Annotated in this window: 18 protein-coding genes; 7 read left to right on the forward strand and 11 right to left on the reverse strand. The window is 67.5% G+C overall.

The features are described 5' to 3' along the window. Positions 1 to 50: 50 nt before the first annotated feature. The 5 genes from LDO14_RS16490 (at position 51) to LDO14_RS16510 (ending at position 4,445) form a co-directional block, all read left to right on the forward strand. Entirely contained in the window at positions 51 to 812 is a 762-nt protein-coding gene (locus LDO14_RS16490; protein WP_018768878.1) for a CPBP family intramembrane glutamic endopeptidase, read from the forward strand. A 52-nt stretch (positions 813 to 864) separates the two neighbouring features. Next, complete coding sequence (locus tag LDO14_RS16495; RefSeq protein WP_056392678.1) at positions 865 to 1,305, forward strand: VOC family protein; 441 nt, start codon at positions 865 to 867, stop codon at positions 1,303 to 1,305. A 22-nt stretch (positions 1,306 to 1,327) separates the two neighbouring features. Further along, entirely contained in the window at positions 1,328 to 2,281 is a 954-nt protein-coding gene (locus tag LDO14_RS16500) for a 1,4-dihydroxy-2-naphthoyl-CoA synthase (protein WP_018768880.1), read from the forward strand. Positions 2,282 to 2,293: 12 nt separating this feature from the next. Then, positions 2,294 to 3,487, forward strand: a complete 1,194-nt coding sequence (locus LDO14_RS16505) for an AMP-binding protein (RefSeq protein WP_223992608.1) — start codon at positions 2,294 to 2,296, stop codon at positions 3,485 to 3,487. 76 nt (positions 3,488 to 3,563) lie between these two features. Beyond that, on the forward strand, positions 3,564 to 4,445 hold the full coding sequence (locus LDO14_RS16510; protein ID WP_026265707.1) for a 1,4-dihydroxy-2-naphthoate polyprenyltransferase: 882 nt from the start codon (positions 3,564 to 3,566) through the stop codon (positions 4,443 to 4,445). Here the strand turns inward: LDO14_RS16510 and LDO14_RS16515 are convergent. After that, a complete protein-coding gene (locus tag LDO14_RS16515) occupies positions 4,442 to 4,756 on the reverse strand; it encodes a DUF4229 domain-containing protein (protein WP_018768883.1) in 315 nt (104 codons plus the stop codon). The two genes, LDO14_RS16510 and LDO14_RS16515, sit on opposite strands and share 4 nt — an antisense overlap. A gap of 61 nt (positions 4,757 to 4,817) precedes the next feature. On the opposite strand from LDO14_RS16515, the gene LDO14_RS16520 reads away from it, so the two are divergent. Both LDO14_RS16520 and LDO14_RS16525 read left to right on the forward strand, forming a co-directional pair. Next, positions 4,818 to 5,207: a PLD nuclease N-terminal domain-containing protein gene (locus LDO14_RS16520; protein WP_018768884.1), complete on the forward strand. Its 390-nt coding sequence runs from the start codon at positions 4,818 to 4,820 to the stop codon at positions 5,205 to 5,207. A 38-nt stretch (positions 5,208 to 5,245) separates the two neighbouring features. Then, positions 5,246 to 5,782 carry a hypothetical protein gene (locus LDO14_RS16525; RefSeq protein ID WP_223992609.1) on the forward strand — a complete coding sequence of 179 codons (537 nt, stop codon included), beginning with the start codon at positions 5,246 to 5,248 and terminating at the stop codon, positions 5,780 to 5,782. A 3-nt stretch (positions 5,783 to 5,785) separates the two neighbouring features. Here the strand turns inward: LDO14_RS16525 and LDO14_RS16530 are convergent, their stop codons facing one another. The 10 genes from LDO14_RS16530 to LDO14_RS16575 form a co-directional block, all read right to left on the reverse strand. Further along, the gene (locus LDO14_RS16530) at positions 5,786 to 7,279 is read right to left on the reverse strand and encodes a dynamin family protein (RefSeq protein ID WP_134164107.1); all 1,494 of its coding nucleotides are present in this window, start codon (positions 7,277 to 7,279) and stop codon (positions 5,786 to 5,788) included. Continuing rightward, positions 7,276 to 9,144: a dynamin family protein gene (locus LDO14_RS16535; RefSeq protein ID WP_134164193.1), complete on the reverse strand. Its 1,869-nt coding sequence runs from the start codon at positions 9,142 to 9,144 to the stop codon at positions 7,276 to 7,278. The genes LDO14_RS16530 and LDO14_RS16535 overlap by 4 nt, the downstream gene beginning before the upstream one ends. Positions 9,145 to 9,298: 154 nt before the next feature. Next, positions 9,299 to 10,417 (reverse strand): IniB N-terminal domain-containing protein, encoded by a 1,119-nt coding sequence (locus LDO14_RS16540; RefSeq protein ID WP_056392675.1) that lies wholly within the window; start codon positions 10,415 to 10,417, stop codon positions 9,299 to 9,301. A gap of 165 nt (positions 10,418 to 10,582) precedes the next feature. Beyond that, positions 10,583 to 12,682: a LuxR C-terminal-related transcriptional regulator gene (locus LDO14_RS16545; RefSeq protein ID WP_144601096.1), complete on the reverse strand. Its 2,100-nt coding sequence runs from the start codon at positions 12,680 to 12,682 to the stop codon at positions 10,583 to 10,585. Position 12,683: 1 nt separating this feature from the next. Beyond that, positions 12,684 to 14,771, reverse strand: coding sequence for an Hsp70 family protein (locus LDO14_RS16550; protein WP_223992610.1), 2,088 nt, complete (start codon positions 14,769 to 14,771; stop codon positions 12,684 to 12,686). A 197-nt stretch (positions 14,772 to 14,968) separates the two neighbouring features. Then, positions 14,969 to 16,081, reverse strand: a complete 1,113-nt coding sequence (gene ccsB, locus LDO14_RS16555) for a c-type cytochrome biogenesis protein CcsB (protein ID WP_223992611.1) — start codon at positions 16,079 to 16,081, stop codon at positions 14,969 to 14,971. After that, positions 16,081 to 17,838 carry a cytochrome c biogenesis protein ResB gene (locus tag LDO14_RS16560; RefSeq protein ID WP_223992612.1) on the reverse strand — a complete coding sequence of 586 codons (1,758 nt, stop codon included), beginning with the start codon at positions 17,836 to 17,838 and terminating at the stop codon, positions 16,081 to 16,083. The genes ccsB and LDO14_RS16560 overlap by 1 nt, the downstream gene beginning before the upstream one ends. Then, the gene (locus LDO14_RS16565; protein ID WP_018768893.1) at positions 17,838 to 18,593 is read right to left on the reverse strand and encodes a cytochrome c biogenesis protein CcdA; all 756 of its coding nucleotides are present in this window, start codon (positions 18,591 to 18,593) and stop codon (positions 17,838 to 17,840) included. The genes LDO14_RS16560 and LDO14_RS16565 overlap by 1 nt, the downstream gene beginning before the upstream one ends. Before the next feature lie 14 nt (positions 18,594 to 18,607). Then, positions 18,608 to 19,186, reverse strand: a complete 579-nt coding sequence (locus LDO14_RS16570) for a TlpA disulfide reductase family protein (protein ID WP_043424873.1) — start codon at positions 19,184 to 19,186, stop codon at positions 18,608 to 18,610. A gap of 35 nt (positions 19,187 to 19,221) precedes the next feature. Further along, positions 19,222 to 19,902, reverse strand: a complete 681-nt coding sequence (locus LDO14_RS16575) for a histidine phosphatase family protein (protein ID WP_223992613.1) — start codon at positions 19,900 to 19,902, stop codon at positions 19,222 to 19,224. Positions 19,903 to 19,904: the final 2 nt, after the last annotated feature.

Here is a 19,904-nt window from a genome sequence, read left to right on the forward strand (position 1 = left end):
GCCCGGATACCGGCACCTGCTGCTGCCTGGTTGGGGGATAGGCTGAAAGCATGGCAACAGTCCACCGCGTACCGCCCGCGCCACAGCCCCAGCTGTACCGCTTCTCCCCCATGGACCTGGCCACGCTGTGCCTCTACGTTGCCATCGCAGGGTTCTTCGCGGTTGCCGGCGATCTGGTGGTTCCCTTCGTCCGGCAGATCGCACCGTCCCCCGCCGCCGCCACCTACGCCGTGAACCTGCTGTTCTATGCCTCGGTGGGAATACTGGCGCTGCTGGCCGCCCGCAAAGTGGTGGTCCGGGACCTCAAGGTCCTGGCAACCCGGCCCTGGTTCACGCTGCTGATGGTGCCGGCGGCCGTAATCGCCATGATGATCCTCACCGCAATTGTGGTGGCCGCCAACGGGCAGGTGGAGACCTCCGCGAACCAAGCGGGCCTGCAGGCGCTCATGCAGCAGGTTCCCGCGTGGCTCATGGTTCCGCTGCTGGTGGTGGTGGGCCCGTTCGTGGAGGAATACATCTTCCGCCACCTGCTGATCGGCAAGCTCAGCAGGCGCCTCAACATCTGGATCTGCTGTGCCCTGTCCGTCCTGCTGTTCGCAGCGCTCCACATCGTGGGGCAGGAAGCGATCACCCTCACCGCATTGCTCCCCTACCTGGCCATGGGCGCCACGCTGGTGTTCGTTTACGTGTGGACGGGGAAGAACGTGATGTTCTCCTACTTCGTGCACGCCGCCAAGAACCTGCTGGCGGTAATCCTGGTCTACGCCATCCCGCCGGAACTCTTCGAGCAGATGCAGAACATCCAGGCATAGGCCCGCTCCACAACATCTTCCGCACCGCTGCATGCGGCCGTACGGTGGACGGATGGGACTGAATATCCAGATAGTCATTGATTCCGCCAGGCCGCACGAGCTCGCCGACTGGTGGGCGGAAACCCTGCAGTGGGCCGTGGAACCGCAGGACGCCGGGTTCATCCGCTCCATGGTCGACCAGGGCTTCGCCACGGAGGACCAGACCATGACGCACCGCGGGAACCTGGTGTGGAAGGACGGCGCTGCCATCCGGCCGCCGGAGGAGATCGAGGCCAAGGCGCCTGCGCGGCGCATGCTGTTCCAGTCGGTCCCGGAGGGAAAGACGGTGAAGAACCGGGTGCACTGGGACGTCAGGCTGGACGGCCGGGACAAGGACGAAGTGCGGCGCGAGCTTGAGGCCCGCGGCGCCTCCTTCCTGTGGTCGGCGCGGCAGGGGCCCCATTCCTGGCACACCATGGCGGACCCCGAGGGCAACGAGTTCTGCATCAGCTGATGCCGATTACTAGACTTGGACGGTGAGCAACCAGATCCCCGCCCCGGTGTCCGACGTCTTCGATCCCACGCGCTGGCGGGTGGTCTCCGGCTTCGAGGACTTCCAGGACATGACCTACCACCGGCAGGTGGAGCGGGATTCCGACGGCGGCTGGGTGCGTGACCTGCCCACGGTCCGCATCGCATTCAACCGGCCCGAGGTCCGCAACGCGTTCCGGCCGGGTACCGTGGACGAGCTCTACCGCGCCATGGACCACGCCCGGATGACCCCCGACGTGGCCACCGTGCTCCTCACCGGCAACGGCCCCTCCCCCAAGGACGGCGGCCACTCCTTCTGCTCCGGCGGCGACCAGCGGATCCGGGGCCGGGACGGCTACCGGTACGCCGACGGCGAGACGCAGGAAACCATCGACCCCGCCCGCGCCGGCCGGCTCCACATCCTGGAAGTCCAGCGGCTCATGCGCACCATGCCCAAGGTGGTCATCGCGGTGGTCAACGGCTGGGCCGCCGGCGGCGGACATTCACTGCACGTGGTCAGCGACCTCACCATCGCCTCCCGGCAGCACGGCAAGTTCAAGCAGACAGACGCCACCGTGGGAAGTTTCGACGCCGGCTACGGCTCCGCGCTGCTGGCCCGCCAGGTGGGGCAAAAGACAGCCCGGGAGATCTTCTTCCTGGCCCGCGAATATTCCGCAGAGGACATGGTTCGCATGGGTGCAGTGAATGAGGCCGTGGACCACGCGCGGCTCGAGGAAGTGGCGCTGGAGTACGCCGCGGACATCGCCCGCCAGTCCCCGCAGGCCATCCGCATGCTGAAGTTCGCCTTCAACCTCGCGGACGACGGCCTGGCCGGCCAGCAGGTGTTCGCCGGCGAAGCCACCCGCCTGGCGTACATGACGGATGAAGCCGTGGAGGGCAAGGAGGCCTTCCTGCAAAAACGCGACCCCGACTGGTCACGCTTCCCGCACTACTTCTAAGGCAGGACGGCAATGAACAGCGAAGCAACACCGGCGCCCGTCCCCACCGGGCCGCTGAATATCGAACCCGCCCTGAAAGCCCTCGCGGCCGCCCTCCATGGTGAGGGCCCCGCCGTCGAACTGTCCCTTGGCCCGGACGGCAGCCTGGTCGTGGGCCACGTGGAGACGCCGGGCTGCGACGACGCCGTAGCCGTGGTCCGCACGTCAGGTTCCACCGGCACACCCAAGGCAACAGTGCTGACCGTGGAATCCCTGGCGGCCTCCTCCATGGCCACCGCCCTGCGGCTCAAGGGCGAGGGCCAGTGGCTGCTGGCGCTGCCCGTCCAGTTCGTGGCCGGCATCCAGGTGCTGGTGCGCTCCCTGTTCGCCGGCACCCGGCCCTGGGTCATGGACATGTCCGGCGGCTTCACCCCGGAGGCGTTCACGGCCGCCGCGCTGGAACTGACGGACAAAATCCGGTTCACCTCTCTTGTTCCCACCCAGCTGCAGCGGCTCCTGGACCACCCGTCACCGGACACGCTCGCCGTGCTGCGCCGCTTCAATGCCATCCTGCTGGGCGGCGCCCCGGCCCCGCCGGCCCTGCTGGCAGCCGCCCGGGACGCCGGGGCCAGGGTCATCACCACCTACGGTTCCGCAGAGACCTCCGGCGGCTGCGTCTACGACGGCTACCCCCTTGAAGGCGTCTCGGTCCGCGTGGCGGAGGACGGCCGGATCCTGCTGGGCGGGGACACGGTGGCCGCAGGCTACATCGAGGCGCCGGACGAGGAAACCGGGACGTTCTTCGAGGAGGACGGCGTGCGCTGGTACCGCACCAGCGACCTGGGCTCCATTGACGACGACGGCCGGCTCACCGTGCTGGGCCGGGCCGACGACGTCATCATCACCGGCGGCGTGAAGGTCTCCGCCGGGCACGTCCAGGAGCAGCTGGAACAATCCGACGCCGTCGCCGCGGCTTTCGTGGCCGGTGTGCCGTCCGCGGAGTGGGGGCAGGCCGTGGCCGCCTACGTGGCGCTCACCCCCGAAGGCGCGTCCGGGCAGGAAGCCGGGGACGCCGCCGTCGTGCTCCAACAACTGTGGCAGCAGCAACTGGGCGTCCTGGCGCCCAAGACCGTCCTCACCGCACCGGCCCTGCGGATGCTGCCCAACGGCAAACCGGACCGGCTCGCCATGACCGCCGAACTCAGCGCCCTGCACGGGGGAAAGTAGAGTTGGACCTGCACCACCGCGGCGGGTGCGCACGTTCCATCCTGCCGTCTTACCGAAACAACACGAGGTACTAACCGTGGCAACAGCCGCCCAATGGATCCAAGGCGCCCGACTCCGGACGCTGCCGGCAGCGATCGCGCCAGTGCTGATCGGCACCGCCGCCGCCTACGAAATGGACTCGTTCCTCCTGCCCAACGCCATCCTTGCGGCTCTGGTGGCGCTCCTGCTCCAAGTGGGCGTGAACTATGCCAACGACTACTCGGACGGCATCCGCGGGACCGACGACGACCGCGTGGGTCCGCTGCGGCTGGTGGGCTCGGGCGCCGCCAAGCCTGAACACGTCAAGTGGGCGGCGCTGGGAACGTTCGCCCTGGCCATGGTGTTCGGCCTGGTCCTGGTGGTCCTCACCCAGGCCTGGTGGCTGATCCTGGTGGGGCTCGGCTGTGTGATGGCCGCCTGGGGCTACACCGGCGGCAAGAACCCCTACGGCTACATGGGCCTGGGCGACCTGTTTGTCTTCGTCTTCTTCGGCCTGGTGGCCACCCTGGGCACCACCTACACGCAGGCGGGCCACATCAGCCTGTCCGCGGTCATCGGAGCGATCGGCACCGGCCTTATCGCCACGGCGCTGCTCATGGCCAACAACGTCCGGGACATCCCCACCGACATGCAGGCTGGCAAGAAGACCCTGGCGGTGCGGCTGGGCGACAAGCATGCGCGGGAAAGCTACGTGCTGATGCTCGCCGTCGCCATCCTGCTGGTGGTGATCCTGGCACCGGGCCGGCCGTGGATCCTGATCGTGCTGCTGCTCATTCCGGCCTGCCTGATGCCGGCCTGGCTGATGATCAACGGGCGCAAGCGCAAAAGCCTGATCCCGGTCCTGAAGCAGACCGGCCTGATCAACCTTGGCTACAGCGTGCTGTTCTCACTGGGGCTGATCCTCAGCCACGGGTTCTAGCGCTTGTTGTTGTTGCTGCCCTTGGCGTTGTTGATGGTGATGTCCGGGTTGGCGTCCAGCAGGGCGTCCTCGGCGTTGGCGTCCTGGACTTCGCCGGCGGAGCGCAGCGGCTTGGCCTTCCCGGAGAAGCGGTGCTGCAGGGCCGCGGCGGCAGCGTCGCGCTGCTTCTGGAAGAACAGGTAGCTGATGGCAAAGGCAATGAGCGCGGCGCAGATCACGGACATCAGCACCCCCACCTGCAGAAGCGCGAACAGGGCAAACAGGGGCACGAAGATTGCCAGCCGGATCAGGGAATATTTCAAAAAGGCCACTATTCAAGTTTAGCCGCCTCCGCCAGCGGCCCCTGCGCGTCCTGACGATAGACTTAATGGCATGCTCTTCCGTGTGGCTTTGGCCGTCGCAGTCCTCGTCATCTTCGTGTATGGCCTGGTGGACGTGATTCGCACTGAGGGCCGACTGACCCGCGGGATTTCCAAACCGGCCTGGATCATCGTCCAGATTGTCCTGCCCGTCCTGGGAGCCATCCTGTGGCTGCTGATTGGCAGGCCGCGCGGTACTGAGCAGCCCCGGCCCAGCTACCCGCATCCCGTGGCTCCGGACGATGACCCGGACTTCCTCCGCAACCTTGAGGCACGGCGCCGCAAGCAGGCCGAAACGGAGCGCCTCAAGAAACTCCGGGACGAGCTGGACGCAAAAGCCAAGGAGGACGGCGGCAAAGGCCAGCGCGGCACCGATGAACACGATACCGACGGACTGAAATAACGCTTATGGCGTTCCAACCCGGCGGAGAAGAGCGGCGCGTGCCGGCTCCCCCACCGAGGCCCGGCCTGTCCTACTCCGCGCCGCCGCCCATCCCTGTCATTCCCCCGGTACCCCAGGTTGTCCGGACGGCCCGCACGCTCTGGATCTTGAGCTTCGTGGCGGGCCTGGCCGTCCTGCTGGGATCCTTCGTGGCCCGGGATTCCAACCTGCAGCGGCTCCGTGGCGTAGTGGCGGGCATGGCTGCGGGCAGCGACGCCCGGTCGGTAGAGACCGCGGCGGAGATCGTCTTCTGGGGGAGCATCGGCGCCCTGTTGCTGGTGACCGTGCTTGAAGCTGCTGTCCTGGCCGCGGCGCTGGGCCGCAAAAACTGGGCCCGCTGGGTCCTGGTCCTGCTGCTGGCCGCCCACCTTCCCGTCCTGCTCCTGGCATCCGCCTTCCTGGTCCCAAACGGCGCCGACGGCAGCTACGTGGTGATGCTGTGGGGTGCCGGCCTGCTCCTGGCGCTCGCCGGGCTGGTGCTTCTGTTCCTGCCGTCCGCCGGCTCCTGGCTGAAGCGGGAGGCCACGCAGGCCTGAGCCCTACGCTGACCGCGCCTGGGCGTCCCTGGCTGCGAAATCCGCAAGGACACCCTCGCAACTGCGGATCACCACCCGGCACGTTTCAACAGCGGACCTGGCCGTCAGCGGGCTTTCAGCAACCCTGCGCCACCGCGCCAGGCAGCGCCGCGCCTCAGCGGCCAGCACGTCCGGACCGGAGTCAGGCGCCATGCCGAGCCGCAGGGATGCCGCCGCGCCGCGGCCGCCAATGAGCCGTTCAGCTTCCGCCGCCAGTTCGGGGGCCAGGTCCACTCCGGCAGTGCGCAGGGCCGCCAGCAGCCGGAGTTCGCGGAACTCATGCGCGTTGGCCTGGACGCGCTCCAGGGACGCCGCCAAATCTTGCGTTCCCTCACGGGGGCGGCTGTCCAGGAGGTTTCCCACCGCCACCAGCACGGTCCTGGCCTTCAACGCTTCCGCCCGCGCCTGGAACTGCCGGTCCAGCACCTCCAACAGCGGATCCAGGCCGCTGCGCCGGGCCAGCTCATGGGCCAGGGGCGTTGGCTCGGGGTAGCCATTGCGGATAAGGACCACGGCCAGCCGGATACCGAAAAGCCCATAGCGCTCCAGCAGTGAGGACCGTGCCTCTTCCGTCAGTGCCACGGGTTCCCCGGACCGGCGGAACCTGTCGGCGGACAGCAACATCCGTTCGCGCGCGGCCCGGTCCAGGGTGGCCAGCAACTGGAGCGCCTCAAAGTCCGGCTGGCGCAGGGTGCGGGCACTTTGGGCCAGGAGTCCGGCCACCGGGACAACGCCCAGTGCCAGCTTCCGGAGGTTGGGGTCCCGGCTGTACCTTTCCGCGATGCTGCCGGCGGACAACAGGGAGTCGATCCGTCCGGCTCCCACCTCGTCGGCACGGGACAGCACCGCGATGGCGTTGACCGTACCCGAGCGGCCCGCCGCGGTGTCGCGGAAGGATTCCAGGAACCTCAGATCGGACGCGTGCATGTGGCGCATCAGGTAGATGACGGCATCAGCTTCCGACGCCGAATCCTCCGGAGCCAGGAAACGTATGGACCGTGCGGACACGTCCTGGGACACGGAAGCGATGCCGGGGGTGTCGATCAGCGTCATGGCCTGCAGGGCCGGCGCAGGCCATTCGACGTCGAGCCGTTCCACTTCCTCCGCCTCGACGCCGTCGAGGGCGAAGACCAGGCGCCCGTCCACGCGTTTCAACGGCAGGTTCCGGGGCTCCCCAGTGACGGGGTGGAGCGTGATGCGGGGAGTGTGGCCGTGCCGGTACCAGGTGACGATCCGCGTGCATTCGCCGGTGTCTGTCGGCGCGATCTCCTCACCAATGATGGCGTTGAGGAGCGTGGATTTTCCTGCCTTCACCATGCCGGCAATGGCAATCCGCAATGGCTCGGCAAGCCGCCGCGCGTAGCCGCGCAGCGCTTCGGCAGCCTGGGCGTCGTCGCCGTAGACCTCCAGCGCTTCCCGGATCAGTCCGGCTGCCCCGGCCGTGGTGGACGGCGTCATCCAACGCCCGCCCCGGCACGGGTCCCGGCGGCCACGACCTCCGCGGCCACGGCTTCCGCGGCCCGGTGCAGCGCATCCACTTTTTTGAGTTCGGCCCTGATCTCCCGGATCCGCCCTTCCCTCTCCTCGGCATACGATTTGGCGGCCTTCTGGGCCGCGGCCACCGAATCCGACAATGACCTGTGGTACTCGTCCGCGATGTCGGTGAAGTGGTCCCGGATGGTCCGCTGGACCAGGCGCAGCCTGTCCTTGAGCTGCTTTCCCACCTGGAACGTCACGTCGTCGAGCTGGCGCCTCACCAGCGCCTTGGCCTCGCCCTGGCGCCGCTTGAGCCGCGTTTCCTTGTCCTCCCGGTAGGCCTTACGCCCCAGCAGCAGTCCGGCGCCCACCGACAGGGGATTGATCAGGGCCATCCCGAAAATACCTGTGAGGAGGCCAAACATCAGAACGCCGCCATACGAGCCGCGCATGCCGATAAGGACTTTCTGGATTGGGTTGACCCGGCCCGGGTCCAGTTCCGCCATCTGGTCCACCGGATCCAGCGCGTCCCCTGAATCGGCAACGTGCAGGACGGGCAGCGATACTTCGTCGGCAGCGAAATGTTCCGCCACCTGCGCCGCCAGCCACTGCGACCGCTCGCTGGTCCAGACAAAGGTGTCCGACACCGCCGCGGCGGCGCAATCTTCGAGCCACTGGGAAAATTCCGTCCAGACCGGCCCGGGATCGCCCTGGTCGATGGCCGACTCGGCTTCCCGTTGGATCCGGCGCAGGCGGTCCCGGAGGTCGTATTCCATGTCGGCAATGAGGTCGTTGATGCCGTCGCTGAGGGTCAGCTGCCAGCGCGCAGACCGTTTCCGCATGTCGTCCGCCTCTGTTTTCGCCTGCTCAAGGTCCGCGAGCATCTGCGGCGTACCCGCAGGGTTCTCCAGGGCCTCAAGCTCGGACTGCAGGGACAGCCGCAGGTTGTCCGTCACGGACAGCAGGTCCTGGCTGACGGAGCGGCGCTGGATGCGCTGCGCCTTGCCCACCACATCGTTGCGCAGATGGGCCACCAGGCCGGGAAAGCCCGATTCCGCGTTGAGCTCGCTGTCCTGGAGCCGGGAGGCCTCAAGGCGGAGGTCCGCGGAGACGGGAAACAGGGGAATGTCCGGTGCCACCTGGTCCAGGTGTGTCCTGTCCAGTTCCCCTACGCGGCGCCAGTCCGGGTAGAGGTCCGTCTTGGAAAGGACGGCTGCAACGCTGGGCATAATCCGCATGGCCTGGCGCAGGAACCGCAGTTCCGGTTCCGTGTATTCCTGGGAGGCGTCCGAGACCAGCAGCATGGCATCCGCGGTGGGAAGGGCGGTAAGGGTGGTGAGGGTGTGGGTAGAGCCCATGCCGCCCACCCCAGGGGAATCGATGATGGTGAGCCCACCGGTGAGGATCCGTCGGGGCAGGCAGACCTCCGCGGCCGCAAGCTTCAGGCTGTTTCCCGGATTGCCCTGCTCCGAGACGAGGGCCGGCAGTTCTGCCAGGTCGACGGGCCGGCGCTCAACGTTTCCTTCCCGGCCGTCGGCGGCAGCCTCCCCGGGCGCCTTTTCAGCTGCCGGGACCAGCACGGCGGCCGAGGCCGGTTCACCATAGCGGACGATGGTGGGAACCGAGGTGGCAATATCGTCATCCACCGGGCACACCGGCGCGTTCACCAGGGCATTGATGAGCTTGCTCTTCCCCTGTTTGAACTCCCCCACCACAATCACCCGGATGCTGGGATCCTGCAGCCGTGCCATGGCCTGCTCCAGCCTCCTGCGCAGGTCCGCACGCTCCCCGCCGCCCACCAGCTGCAGGCCCTCGTCAACAAGCCTCACCAGCTGGCCGGCCGTCATGGGCCCCGCTGCCCTTGCCGGTCCTGCTTCTGCCACAGCGTGCCCCTCGTTCCAGTGCGGAAAATGTGTCCAGTGCGCCTTCGGTAATACGGGAAGAGCCCGGCAGAAGGTGGGATGCCTCCTGCCGGGCGGTTCGCCTCCCGGAAACAGCGTGTTACAGGACGGTGGAGTCGTCAACCACTGAATCGTCGATGGTGGTGTGGTTGTCCTGGTCGATATCGGTGTGGCTGGAATTGTCCTCCGTGAAATCGAACTGGTTGTCTGCCACCACCACGTTGTCCTCCACGATGCTCGTGGCCGAATTGTCCTGGAAGGAGTCCTCCACGTTGACATCCACTGTGCTGGCGGTGGAGTTGTCCTGGTTGAACGAATCTTCCAGCGTCGTGGTGCTGGAGCTGTCCTGGTTGAAGGAGTCCTCCACCTCCACCGAGGCCTGGGTGGAGTTGTCGGAATTGTCGTTGAACGAGTCGCGGACATCGAGGTCAGTATCGGTGCTGACGGAGTGGTCCGAATGGTCCGAGTAGTCGGAGTTGTCCGAGTTGTCGTTGAAGGAGTCGTCAACATCCAGGCCGACGTCGGTGTTGAAGGAGTCCGAGATGTCAGTCTCCTCATTGCCGATGCCGACGTCCCCGCCGGCGTGGATGGAGTTGTCCGTGGAGTTATCCGTGGAGTTATCGGTGTTGTAGGAATCCCTGATGTTGTTCGAGTCCCTGAGATCGGCGTCATCGCCGGCGGCGACGGCCCGGTCCCCGGTGGCCACCACGGCGTCGTTGTCGAACCACTGCTCCACGTCTCCGTGCGCCCAGATGTTCTGGTTGACGGACTGGTCGGTCATGGTGTCCCGGTCGTCAACCGTGGTGGTGCTGGTGGTGTAGGAGAAGTGGTTTATCACGTTGTGCAGTTGCTGTACTGCGTGGGCGTGGTCGTCCTGGTCGTAGTTCGGGATGCCATGTACCATTCCTTGGCTTCCGGCGTGGATGGCTGTTGCGCCCCCCACAGAACCCGCTGACACAGAGCCAGCCGACGCACCTGCGCCCGCCCATGCGCTGCTGCCGCCTGTGTTGTATTCGCGTTCGAACGACGAGGCGTTGACGGTGATGGGAGCGTAGTCGAGGACAACAGGCATTGCAGCGTCAACGTCGGCCAAGCACACGTTGCCCAGGCCGTGTTCGGCCAGCGTCTTCTCCGGGTTGTCCAGGAACGCCTGGATTGCCTTGCGGCTGCCAAAGAGGTGCATCAGGAATTGAACAAGGTCGTTTGCGAGTGTTGGCATATGAGTGGTCCTCACATCTTCGTCGAGTTGCGGATCATCCGGCGGAACGTGTCTGGCTGCTTCAAAACTAGGTTCGCTGCCGGAGACTGGGCATCGGGCGCATTCCCCCTACCGGTGGAAGCCGTACCGGGGTGCTCCCGGGTCCGCGGCTAGGGGCATTAGGGACTACTCCTGTTGCGGGTTCATGTGCTGGGAATTCTCAACGCCCAAGGCCACCCGTAAACGGGCCAGCAGGTCAGACCGGTTTTCGGCGCCCAGGCGGCGGCGTATCCGGGCAATGTGGTGTTCTGCCGTCCTGGGCGAGATGTAGATGGCCTCACCGATTTCCCGGTAGGTTTTGCCCTCAAGCACCAGCCTGGCAACTTCCTTTTCCCGCTCACTCAGTCCGGAGCCGTCCGGCTGGTGCGCCCTGCCGCCGTTGTCGGCGGGGGTTCCTGCCTGGATGGCGGCCCCTGACGCGGCACCGGCCGGGTTGCCCTGCGGGTGGAGGTCCCGGGCGCAGGACAGCAGGCGCATCATGTCCCGCCGCTCGTCAGCACGTGCGGCAGCGTGGCCGGCCAGCCTTGCACCCTCCCAGGGCATTCCTACAGCGCCCAGCAGCCGGGCCGCGCCCTCCACGTCGGCAGTACGGAAGCGGCCGGCGAGCACCGAAACCCAGGCCTTTCCCGCGGTGGCCAAGACTGCGGCAAGCTGGCTGTGGACGGAGGCCCGGGCCAGTGCAGTGGCATGCGGAGCAAGATCGGCGGGGCTTTCATTCAGCAGTGCGGCCTGGACGCCGGCCCAGTGCAGGGGAACGGCCCACAGCGCGGGTTCGTCCAGGCGCCCCAGCAGCTTCCAGGCTTCTTCCAGGTAGTGCGCCACGCGCCGCGTTTCGCGCAGGCGGGCAGCAGCAATCAGCATTTCCCCCCACGGCAGGAGGTTGTAGAGGTCCACCGAGGTATGGAGCATGGCCTCGCGGGCCCGCTCCCACGCCCTGAGGAGCTCCGGCACGTCACCGTTCCGCCGGGCTAGCCCCACCTCAAGTGCAGCGCACATGAACTCGTCGCGCGGGACCAGCGGCCAATGGTTGGCCTTGGCGGCTTCCGTGGCGGCAAGCCGGGCATCCTCGAGTTTGTCCTGCATCATGTCCGCCCAGGCCTGCAGCAGCAGCAGCCTGGGTTGTGCGGCATTGCCTCCCTGCCCGGCAGCGGCCGCTGCCCGGCAGACGGTTTCCGCCAGGTGCGGCTCACCGGTGTGCAGGGCCAGCAAGGCTGCCAGCGCAGCCGGCGTTTCCGGCAGCGGAAGCGATATGCCTGCCGAGTTCAGCATGTCCGAGGCATGGATCAGCACGGAGATGCCCTGTTGTGGTTTCTCCCCCAGGGATGCGAAGACCCCCTGCCCCGTCTGGACCAGCGTGGCGGCAAGAAGGGTGGGGGAAGCTGCCGGCGCGGCGGGCTGGAAGAACGCCTCCGCCCCAGACCGGTCTCCGACTCCTATCAGGACAACGGCGGCGAGGGGCGCTGATACGCCCACACGCTCGGGGCCCAACCAGTTGTAAACATCGGCCCCGCGGGCCAGCATGCCCCTTTGCGCCCACACGGAGGCGGCCACATCCGCACCCCGGCGCACATCCCGCGGGTCGGCGCTGACCAGGAGGGTGTCAATGATGCGCGCAGCCGCATCAAGCTCACCATCACCGGCCGCCGCCTGCGCGCGGCGGGCTGCCGTCGCTACCGGATCGGCGCCCGCCAGGAGGGCCTCCTCGTAAAGCTGCGACGCGAGCCGGGGGTTATGCTCCAACGCACTGTCCGCGGCCAGCTCCAGTTCAGCAGCCACCCGGGGGTCGGTGAGCCCGCCGCGGGCAAGCTCGCGGGCGAGATTACCCAACCGCTGTCCGGCGGCCGTGTAGACGCCCACGAGCTCACGCTGGAGCGCGTGCACCTTGGCAATAGGTGTGGCAGCCAGCAGTGCGTGTTGCGCCGTCCCCACCACGGTGCCGTCCGGCCCAAGCAGTCCCGCGGCCTCGGCCCGGTCCACCAGGACATCGAGGTCCTCCGCCCCGCCGCTGCCGAACTTTTGCTGCAGGTCCGCAGGCAGCGGCCCCGGCAAGGCGAAGCCCACCGAGAGCGCCAGCAGCAGTTCCCGCACCACGGCGTTGGCACCCTTCAGCTGCTTGGCCATCTGCTCGGCAGCGTGCAGCGGGTGCCCCTGGTGGTCCGGTCCCGTGGACGCCGCCCCGGGTTGTTCCTCCCGTTGGAATTGTCCGTCCTGAAGCTGCCCGTCCATCTCAGGCCCCCGGAGCGGCGGTCGTGGCCGTTTCAACGGCGGCTGCGGCGGACGTGGTTTCGGGTTCAAGCGGTGTTACTTGCGGCGCTGGGCTGCCGGTAGCTTCCACGGCCACCTCCGTTGGTGTCATCGAGGGATCCGGGGCAGTTGTGGCACTTGGGCTCTCTGTCTGCGTGGGCTGGCTGGTGTCGTCCTGTGTAGGCGATTCAGTTGCCGTGGGCGAATCAGTCGCCGCAGGAGTCGTCGGGTCAGCCGTCCCGGAGTCGGTGGGCGTTGGGGTGCCTTCACTCTGTGTGGGGTCGGCGGAACCGCCTGCCTGCGGGGTGTCGGAAGCGGGCGTGGGAACTACCGTAACGGCCTCGGGGGCAACGCCTGACCCGCCCGTTGTCCCCCCGGAGCCGGCGAGCGCATCGGGGGCTGCCGCCGCTGCCACGACGGGTCCGTCGGCAATCGCGCTGCTTCCAGCCGCCGGCACGTCGTTGCCGGCCGCCTGCCCGCCGGGGGGCGTGGCAGATGCTTCCAGTCCGGTCCCTGGAGCAAGGGGTTTCCTGGCGCTGGCCTCGATGCCCGCGAGTGGTTGGGCCACCGCGGCCGGGGTTGCTGACTCCCCTGCACCGGCGGCGTCCGAACCGCCCGCATCGGTGCCGGCGGAGCCTCCCGTGGTACTGGCACCGGCCTGCGGCACGAACATGGCAGTCAGGCTTCCGAAACCGTCCGGGCTTTGCGCGGCCGTTGCCGTGAGGACCGTCAGGACCGCAGCAGCCGCGGCCACGGCGGTCACGCGGACGGTGGGCTTCGGAGCGTGCGCGCCCCGCGCCCCGCGCCGGGCACCGCGGACGGCGACGGGCCCTGCCGGGGCGCCTGCCGCCGTCGTATATTTCCGCGACCAACTGGGCCTGCCCGGGCCGGTTGGAGCGGGCGGCACGTCGGAGGGTACGACGGCGGCCGGCGCCTCCCGGGCGTCCGCTTCAGTTTCTGCCGGGTCAGCTGCTGCCGCCACTGCGGCCGTGTGGGCGAGGACGGCTGCCACTGCCGCCCCCAGGCAGATGGAGGACTTGGGATCGGCATCCACAGCGATAGGCCGGTCCAGCTCCTCCGACACCACCTGGGCCACCAGGGGGATCCGGGACGATCCCCCGATCAACAGCACCGTGGACAAGTCTGCCGGTACCAGGTGGAGCTGGGCCAGGGAGTGCTCCAGCGCCTCCACTGTTTCCCGTACGGGCTCTTCGATCAGCGCCTCGAATTCTGAACGGACCAGCCGGATCTGCTGCTGGATGCCGGGCAGGAGCACCGGAATGGTGGATTCGCTGTCCGCGGAGAGTGCTTCCTTGGCCTCGACGCATTCGCGGCGGAGCCGGGTGAGGGCCCCCAGCACCGCCGGGTCACCAGTGTCCAGATCGTCCAGGGCGTTCCCGGTGTGCGCAGCCACGTACCGGAACACTGCGGCATCAAAGTCGGCGCCGCCCAGGTCCTCGATGCCCTCCGGGTGCCCCAGGAGCTCAAAGCGGCTGCTGCCGCACTTCCTCAGCACGGCGGTGTCGAACGTGCCGCCGCCGAGGTCGTACACGGCGATGGTGCTGCCTTCCTCCACGCGCACCTGGGAGGCGTAATGCAGGGCTGCGGCCTCGGGTTCGGGAAGGAGCGTGACGTTCTCCAGGCCATGCGCGGCGAGGGCGTCGCGGACGACGGAAAGCCGGTGGTTGCCCCAGGCTGCGGGGTGGGTCAGGAAAATGGCCGACGCCGGGCCCCCCTCACGCTCGGTGGCCCGGTCCGCCACCCAGCGGGCAACGGTGGCATAGACGTCCTCCGGCCGCAGGACCAGGGTGCCCAGGACGAAGGGTACGTCGTCGCCAATCCGGCGCTTGAATTCCCGGACCACGCGTTCCGGAGAGTCCAGTCCTCGGCGTTCTGCCGCCTCCCCCACCAGGACCGCGCCTTCCTCCGGGTAGTACACCACGGAGGGCACAGACGCTCCACGCGTGCCCAGGGGCAGGCATTCGGGCACGGCGTTGGGACCTTGGTTAAAGCGCACAACGGCAGCTGCCGTGTAAATGGTCCCGACGTCAACGGCGAGAGCGTAGCTCATTGGGGTACCTCGAAAGGCTGGTGGTCCACCTGCAAGCTTCATCACAGGGAACGTCACCAACGTAGCATTTCCGAAGGACCGGGGAACACCCCTGTTGCTACATCGAATGGTTATTTATCGGACCGTTGCCGTCTCTCGACTGCGCCCCCGGTTTTAGGACCCGGAAACCCCCGTTTTAGGGGCCGAAAGGCCCTTGTTTAAAGGCCGGAGTAGGAGTGGAGTCCGTTAAAGAACTGGTTGACGATGGTGAAGTTGAAGATCACGCAAAGGTAGCCCACGATCGACAGCCAGGCGGCCCGTGTTCCGGTCCAGCCGCGGGTGGCCCGGGCGTGCAGGTAGCCGGCGTAGACAACCCAGATCACGAAGGTCCAGACCTCCTTGGTGTCCCACCCCCAGAACCGGCCCCAGGCCTTTTCCGCCCAGATGGCACCGAACATGAGGGTGAAGGTCCAGCCGATGAAGGCGATGGCGTTGATGCGGTAGGACAGGTTTTCCAGGCTCAGCGCGGAGGGCACCAGACGCATGAAGCCGAGCTTGTCGGCACCGCCGGCGGCCACGGTCTTCTGCCGGTGGGTCTGCACCAGCTGCAGTGCGGACATCGCGAAGGTCAGGGTGAACAGCGCCGAGGAGAGCACGGCGATGGAAACGTGGATGACCAGCCAGTAGCTCTGGAGGGCGGGAACCAGGTGTCCCACGGGGGTCCAGAACGCCACCGAGGCAGCCACCAGCATGATGATCACCAGGCCCACCACGAAGGTGCCCAGGAAGCGGAGGTCGCGGCGGATCAGCGAGAGCAGGAACACGGCCGCCACCAGGAAGGCGCCGGTGGTGAGGAATTCGTACATGTTGCCCCACGGCACCCGGCCTGCGCCCAGGGCCCTGGTGACCACGCCGGCGCCGTGGATGACGACGGCAAGGGTGGTCACGGCCACCGCAACACGCGCCGGAACCCGGCGCTCGGCGGCGTACTTCATGTCGCCGTCGGCAGTCATGAAGCCTCCGGTTCCTGCACCGCTGGCTTTGGCGGCGGACGACGACGGGCGCTCGGCCCGTCCGGCCGGCCCGTCCAGTCGGGCCTCAACACCGCGGGATCCTTCGCGCGCCCCTGCTCCGGTAGCACCGCCGGCGGTTACGGGGACCTTGGCGGCAGCACCGGCCTGCGCGGCCCTGAGGTCCACAGCGCGCAGCGCCTTGCTGCTCTTGGCCAGGTCCCAGGCGAAGGCGATGAAGGCCACCGTGTAGGTACCCGCCGCCAGCAGCATGAAGAGTTCGCTGTACTGGCCCATGGTTTCATTGATTCCAAATGGCATTACTGGTCCTTTTCGGGCCCGGTGGGGCCTGCTGGGGTGGTGACGGAGCCTGCGGCATTAGCGGCGGAGCCTGCGACATTATCGCGCCGCCGGCTGGGAGTTTGCTGGGACTGGCCAGTGTCTTCGGTGTCTTCCGGCAACTGCCACTCGGCGGAGAACAGTTTCCGGAGCGCTGCCGCCTCCCCGGCGAGGCGGTGGTCCTCGCCGCGGGCCAGGAGTCCGTATTCCACCATGGTGCGGCCGTCCGCGGCGGTGCCCGTCCGCACCCAGACGCGCCGGCGGTTGACGTAGAGCGAGAGGATCAGGCCGGCCACGGCCAGCAAAGCGAAGACCAGGGCGTAGACCTGCCCGGGGTTGTGGTGGATGTCCACGCCGATGTACCGCTTCACGCCGTCGAAACTGATGGTGCCCTTGCCGTCCGGCAGTGTGAAGGTGGAGCCGGGTGCCAGCGTAATGCCGCCGGCCGCCAGGTTCCTGGCGTTGAGCGGCGTCAGGTTCTTGACATCCAGTTCGAAGACGTTCTGCGGGGCACCGGTGTTCAGGCCCAGGTCCCCGTAGTAGGAGTTCAGGGTCAGCTGGGGGTTGAACAGTTCGGGGTCGGCACTGAACGAAACGTTCTTGTCCGTCACGAACGCGGTGGGGAGGAAGAAGCCCACGAACCCCAGCTGGTCCGGCTGGGCGTCCGGAACCTTGATCACCACGGACGAGTAGTAGTTATCGCCCTGCAGCTTGGCCACCACCGGGCCCTGCATGGCCACGTTGCCGGCGCCGTCCCGTACGGTCACCACCGGTGCGTAGCCGTTGCCGGTGAGGTAGATGCTGGTGCCGCCCAGGGTCACGGGATCGTTGACCTTCAGGATTTCCTGCTTGGCTGGAGCGTCCGGGTTTTCCTTGGTGGTCACCGTGGCGGCGAAGTCGATGGGCTGGCCGAACTTGCCCTTGGATTCGCGGTCGAACGTGATGTTGAACTTGTCCAGCTGGAGCGAGTACGGCTGCAGCTGGCTGGACTGGAAGTTGGTGCCCGGGTTGAACTGGTCGTAGCCCACCAGGGTGTTCACGAACGTGTCGCCTTCCACCAGGATGCGCTGGCCGCTGTAGCCGAACAGGCCGCCTGCGGCCACGGCCACCAGCACGCCGATGAGCGAGGTGTGGAAGACGAGGTTGCCCACTTCCTTCAGGAAGCCGCGCTCGGCCCCCAGGGACGGGCGGTTGCCGTCGGCGTCCCTGACCTCCACCCGGTAGCCGCGCTTCCGCAGCAGTCCGGCCGCACTGTTGATGGCCTCCGACGCCGGGATGCCGGTGCGGGCGGGAATCACCAGGGTGCCGTATTCCGGCAGCCGGGACAGGCGCTGCGGCGTCCGTGGCGGCTGGGAGCGCATGGCCTTGTAGTGGGCGATGGCACGCGGCACCACGCAGCCGATCAGCGAGATGAACAGCAGGAGGTAGATCGCCGAGAACCAGGCCGAGGAGTAGACGTCATAGAGCTGCAGGGAGTCCAGCAGCTTGCCGTAGTCCGGATGGTCCTTGATGTACTGGGTCACCACGGCCGGGTTGGCGGGCCGCTGCGGGAACAGGGATCCGGGGACGGCGGCGACGGCGAGGAGCAGCAGCAGGAACAGCGCGGTGCGCATGCTGGTCAGCTGGGTCCAGGCCCACCGCAGCATGCCCTTGGGGCCCAGGGCCGGAAGGGCGGCTTGGGCTTTTGCCTCCGCTACGGGGGCGGATTGCTTCTTCTTTACGTTCACACGCTCGCTCATCAGATCGGCAACTTCACGTCGGTTTGGAACCAGTACTGCAGCCCGGTCACCCAGGCTCCCCATACGCCGGTGGCCATCAGCAGGCCCAGCACCACCAGGATTCCGCCGCCGGTCCGCTGGATGGCAAGGCGGTGCTTGCGGAAGAACGCCATGACGCCCATTCCGCGGCGCAGGGCCAGCGCGATCAACAGGAACGGAATGCCCAGTCCCAGGCTGTAGACGAATGCCAGGAAGGCGCCCTTGGCGGCCGAGGAGCCGCCGGAAAGGCTGAGGAGCTGCACGGCCGAGTAGGTGGGGCCGATGCACGGCGCCCAGCCCAGGCCGAAGGTCAGGCCCAGCAGCGGTGCTCCCCAGAGCCCGGCGGGGGGCTTGGCGTGGATCTTGGCGTCCCGCTGGAGCCAGCTGAAGCCGCCCATGAAGACAATGCCCATGATGATCACCAGGACCCCCAGGAGCTGGGTGATCCAGGCATTCTGGCTGCCGGTAATGAGGGTGCCCAACTGACCGAATGCGCCGCCCAGCAGGACGAAGATCACCGAGAAGCCCAGGACGAAGAGCCCGATCCCGGCCAGCATCCGGCCGCGCTTCTGCTTTTGCAGGTCCACGCCGCTCAGGCCCGTGACGTAACCCAGGTAGCCAGGAACCAGGGGAAGGACGCAGGGGGAAAGGAAGGAGACCAGTCCGGCAAGCAGTGCCACCGGAATGGCCAGCAGGATGGAGCCGCTGAGGATGGCTTCGGCGAAGGGGCTGTTCATGGTCCCGGCCCGCCCTACTCGGCCACGGCGGCGGTGATGAGGGCTTTCAGGGTGCCCTTCTCGATCTCGCCGAGGACGCGCGAGGCCACCCGTCCCTGCTTGTCCAGGACCAGGGTGGTGGGCACGGCGCCGGGCGGTACCAGGCCGGACACGGACAGCAGGACGCTTCCGTCCTTGTCGTCAAAGCTCGGGTAGGTCAGGTTGAAGGTCTTTTCGAACGCCTCCGCCGTGGGTTTCTCGTCCCGGAGGTTGACGCCGAAGAACTGCACGCCCTGGTCCTTGAACTCCTGGTGCAGCGCTTCCAGGAGGGGAGCTTCCACGCGGCACGGCGCGCAGGCGGCGAACCAGAAATTCAGGACGCTCACCTTGCCCTTGAAGTCGGCCGGGGTTACCGCAGTGCCGTTGAAAAGCGCACCCTGGATCTGCACGGCTTCCTTGCGGTCCCCGGCAGCGAACTCTGTCACGGAGCCGTCGCCGGCCACATAGTTCTTGTTGTCCCCCGCCTTGGCCTGCTTGGCCAGCGCATCCTCCTGGGCACAGCCGGAGAGGCCCAGGGTCAGCGCGGTCAGGGCCATGCCGCCGGCGGCGAGCATGCTGCGGCGGGAGGGGAGGTTGTTGTTGCTCACTTCTAGGCTCCAGGGGTGCTGGCGGCACCGGGAAGAAGGGACGCCGCGGGTTCGCTGTACTCGACCCGCAAAAGCGAGCCGTCGTCGTCGAACACCAGGGACGTGACGGACGTCAGGGTGCACTCGCGCTTGCGTGGGTCGTGCCACAGGGGCCGGCCTTCGGCGCTGAGCCGGGCAGCCCAGATCGGCAGTTGGTGGCTCACCAGGATCGCCTCGGGCCCGTGGGCACCGAAGTCGCCGGCAGCAAGCTCGATGGCCCGCAGCCGGGCGTCCTGCGCCGCGGCCGCCACCCTCGCGGCCTGCTCCTTGTACGGTTCGCCCCAGGAGGGGCGCAGCGGGTTGACCAGGTGCGGCCAGTGCCTGGGCCGGCGGAGTTCGGCCTTGCTGACCTTCATGCCCTCAAAGTAGTTTTCCGCTTCGATGATCCGCTCGTCGGTGTGGATCTGCAGCTGCAGGGCTTCCGACGTCGGCCGCGCCGTTTCCTGCGCGCGGTCCAGTGGGGAGGCGGCCAGGTAGGTGATGCGGGCGCCGCGTTCGGCGCGCTGCCGGAAGTATTCGGCGAGCGTCCGGGCCATCTCCTGCCCCAGTTCGGAGAGGTGGAATTCGGGAAGCCGTCCGTAGAGAACGCCCTCGGGGTTATGGACCTCGCCGTGGCGGAGCAGATGGACAGTGGCTTGGGGCATGT

It is taken from the genome of Arthrobacter sp. NicSoilB11 (assembly GCF_019977375.1).
Taxonomy (GTDB): domain Bacteria; phylum Actinomycetota; class Actinomycetes; order Actinomycetales; family Micrococcaceae; genus Arthrobacter.

Excerpts from the sequence above, each read along its gene's own strand:
- LDO14_RS16490 (WP_018768878.1), top strand. The coding sequence starts at position 51 with ATGGCAACAGTCCACCGCGTACCGCCCGCGCCACAGCCCCAGCTGTAC.
- LDO14_RS16495 (WP_056392678.1), top strand. The coding sequence starts at position 865 with ATGGGACTGAATATCCAGATAGTCATTGATTCCGCCAGGCCGCACGAG.
- LDO14_RS16505 (WP_223992608.1), top strand. The coding sequence starts at position 2,294 with ATGAACAGCGAAGCAACACCGGCGCCCGTCCCCACCGGGCCGCTGAAT.
- LDO14_RS16520 (WP_018768884.1), top strand. The coding sequence starts at position 4,818 with ATGCTCTTCCGTGTGGCTTTGGCCGTCGCAGTCCTCGTCATCTTCGTG.
- LDO14_RS16530 (WP_134164107.1), bottom strand. The coding sequence starts at position 7,279 with ATGACGCCGTCCACCACGGCCGGGGCAGCCGGACTGATCCGGGAAGCG.
- LDO14_RS16535 (WP_134164193.1), bottom strand. The coding sequence starts at position 9,144 with ATGACGGCCGGCCAGCTGGTGAGGCTTGTTGACGAGGGCCTGCAGCTG.
- LDO14_RS16540 (WP_056392675.1), bottom strand. The coding sequence starts at position 10,417 with ATGCCAACACTCGCAAACGACCTTGTTCAATTCCTGATGCACCTCTTT.
- LDO14_RS16545 (WP_144601096.1), bottom strand. The coding sequence starts at position 12,682 with ATGGACGGGCAGCTTCAGGACGGACAATTCCAACGGGAGGAACAACCC.
- LDO14_RS16550 (WP_223992610.1), bottom strand. The coding sequence starts at position 14,771 with ATGAGCTACGCTCTCGCCGTTGACGTCGGGACCATTTACACGGCAGCT.
- ccsB (WP_223992611.1), bottom strand. The coding sequence starts at position 16,081 with ATGCCATTTGGAATCAATGAAACCATGGGCCAGTACAGCGAACTCTTC.
- LDO14_RS16560 (WP_223992612.1), bottom strand. The coding sequence starts at position 17,838 with ATGAGCGAGCGTGTGAACGTAAAGAAGAAGCAATCCGCCCCCGTAGCG.
- LDO14_RS16565 (WP_018768893.1), bottom strand. The coding sequence starts at position 18,593 with ATGAACAGCCCCTTCGCCGAAGCCATCCTCAGCGGCTCCATCCTGCTG.
- LDO14_RS16570 (WP_043424873.1), bottom strand. The coding sequence starts at position 19,186 with ATGCTCGCCGCCGGCGGCATGGCCCTGACCGCGCTGACCCTGGGCCTC.
- LDO14_RS16575 (WP_223992613.1), bottom strand. The coding sequence starts at position 19,902 with ATGCCCCAAGCCACTGTCCATCTGCTCCGCCACGGCGAGGTCCATAAC.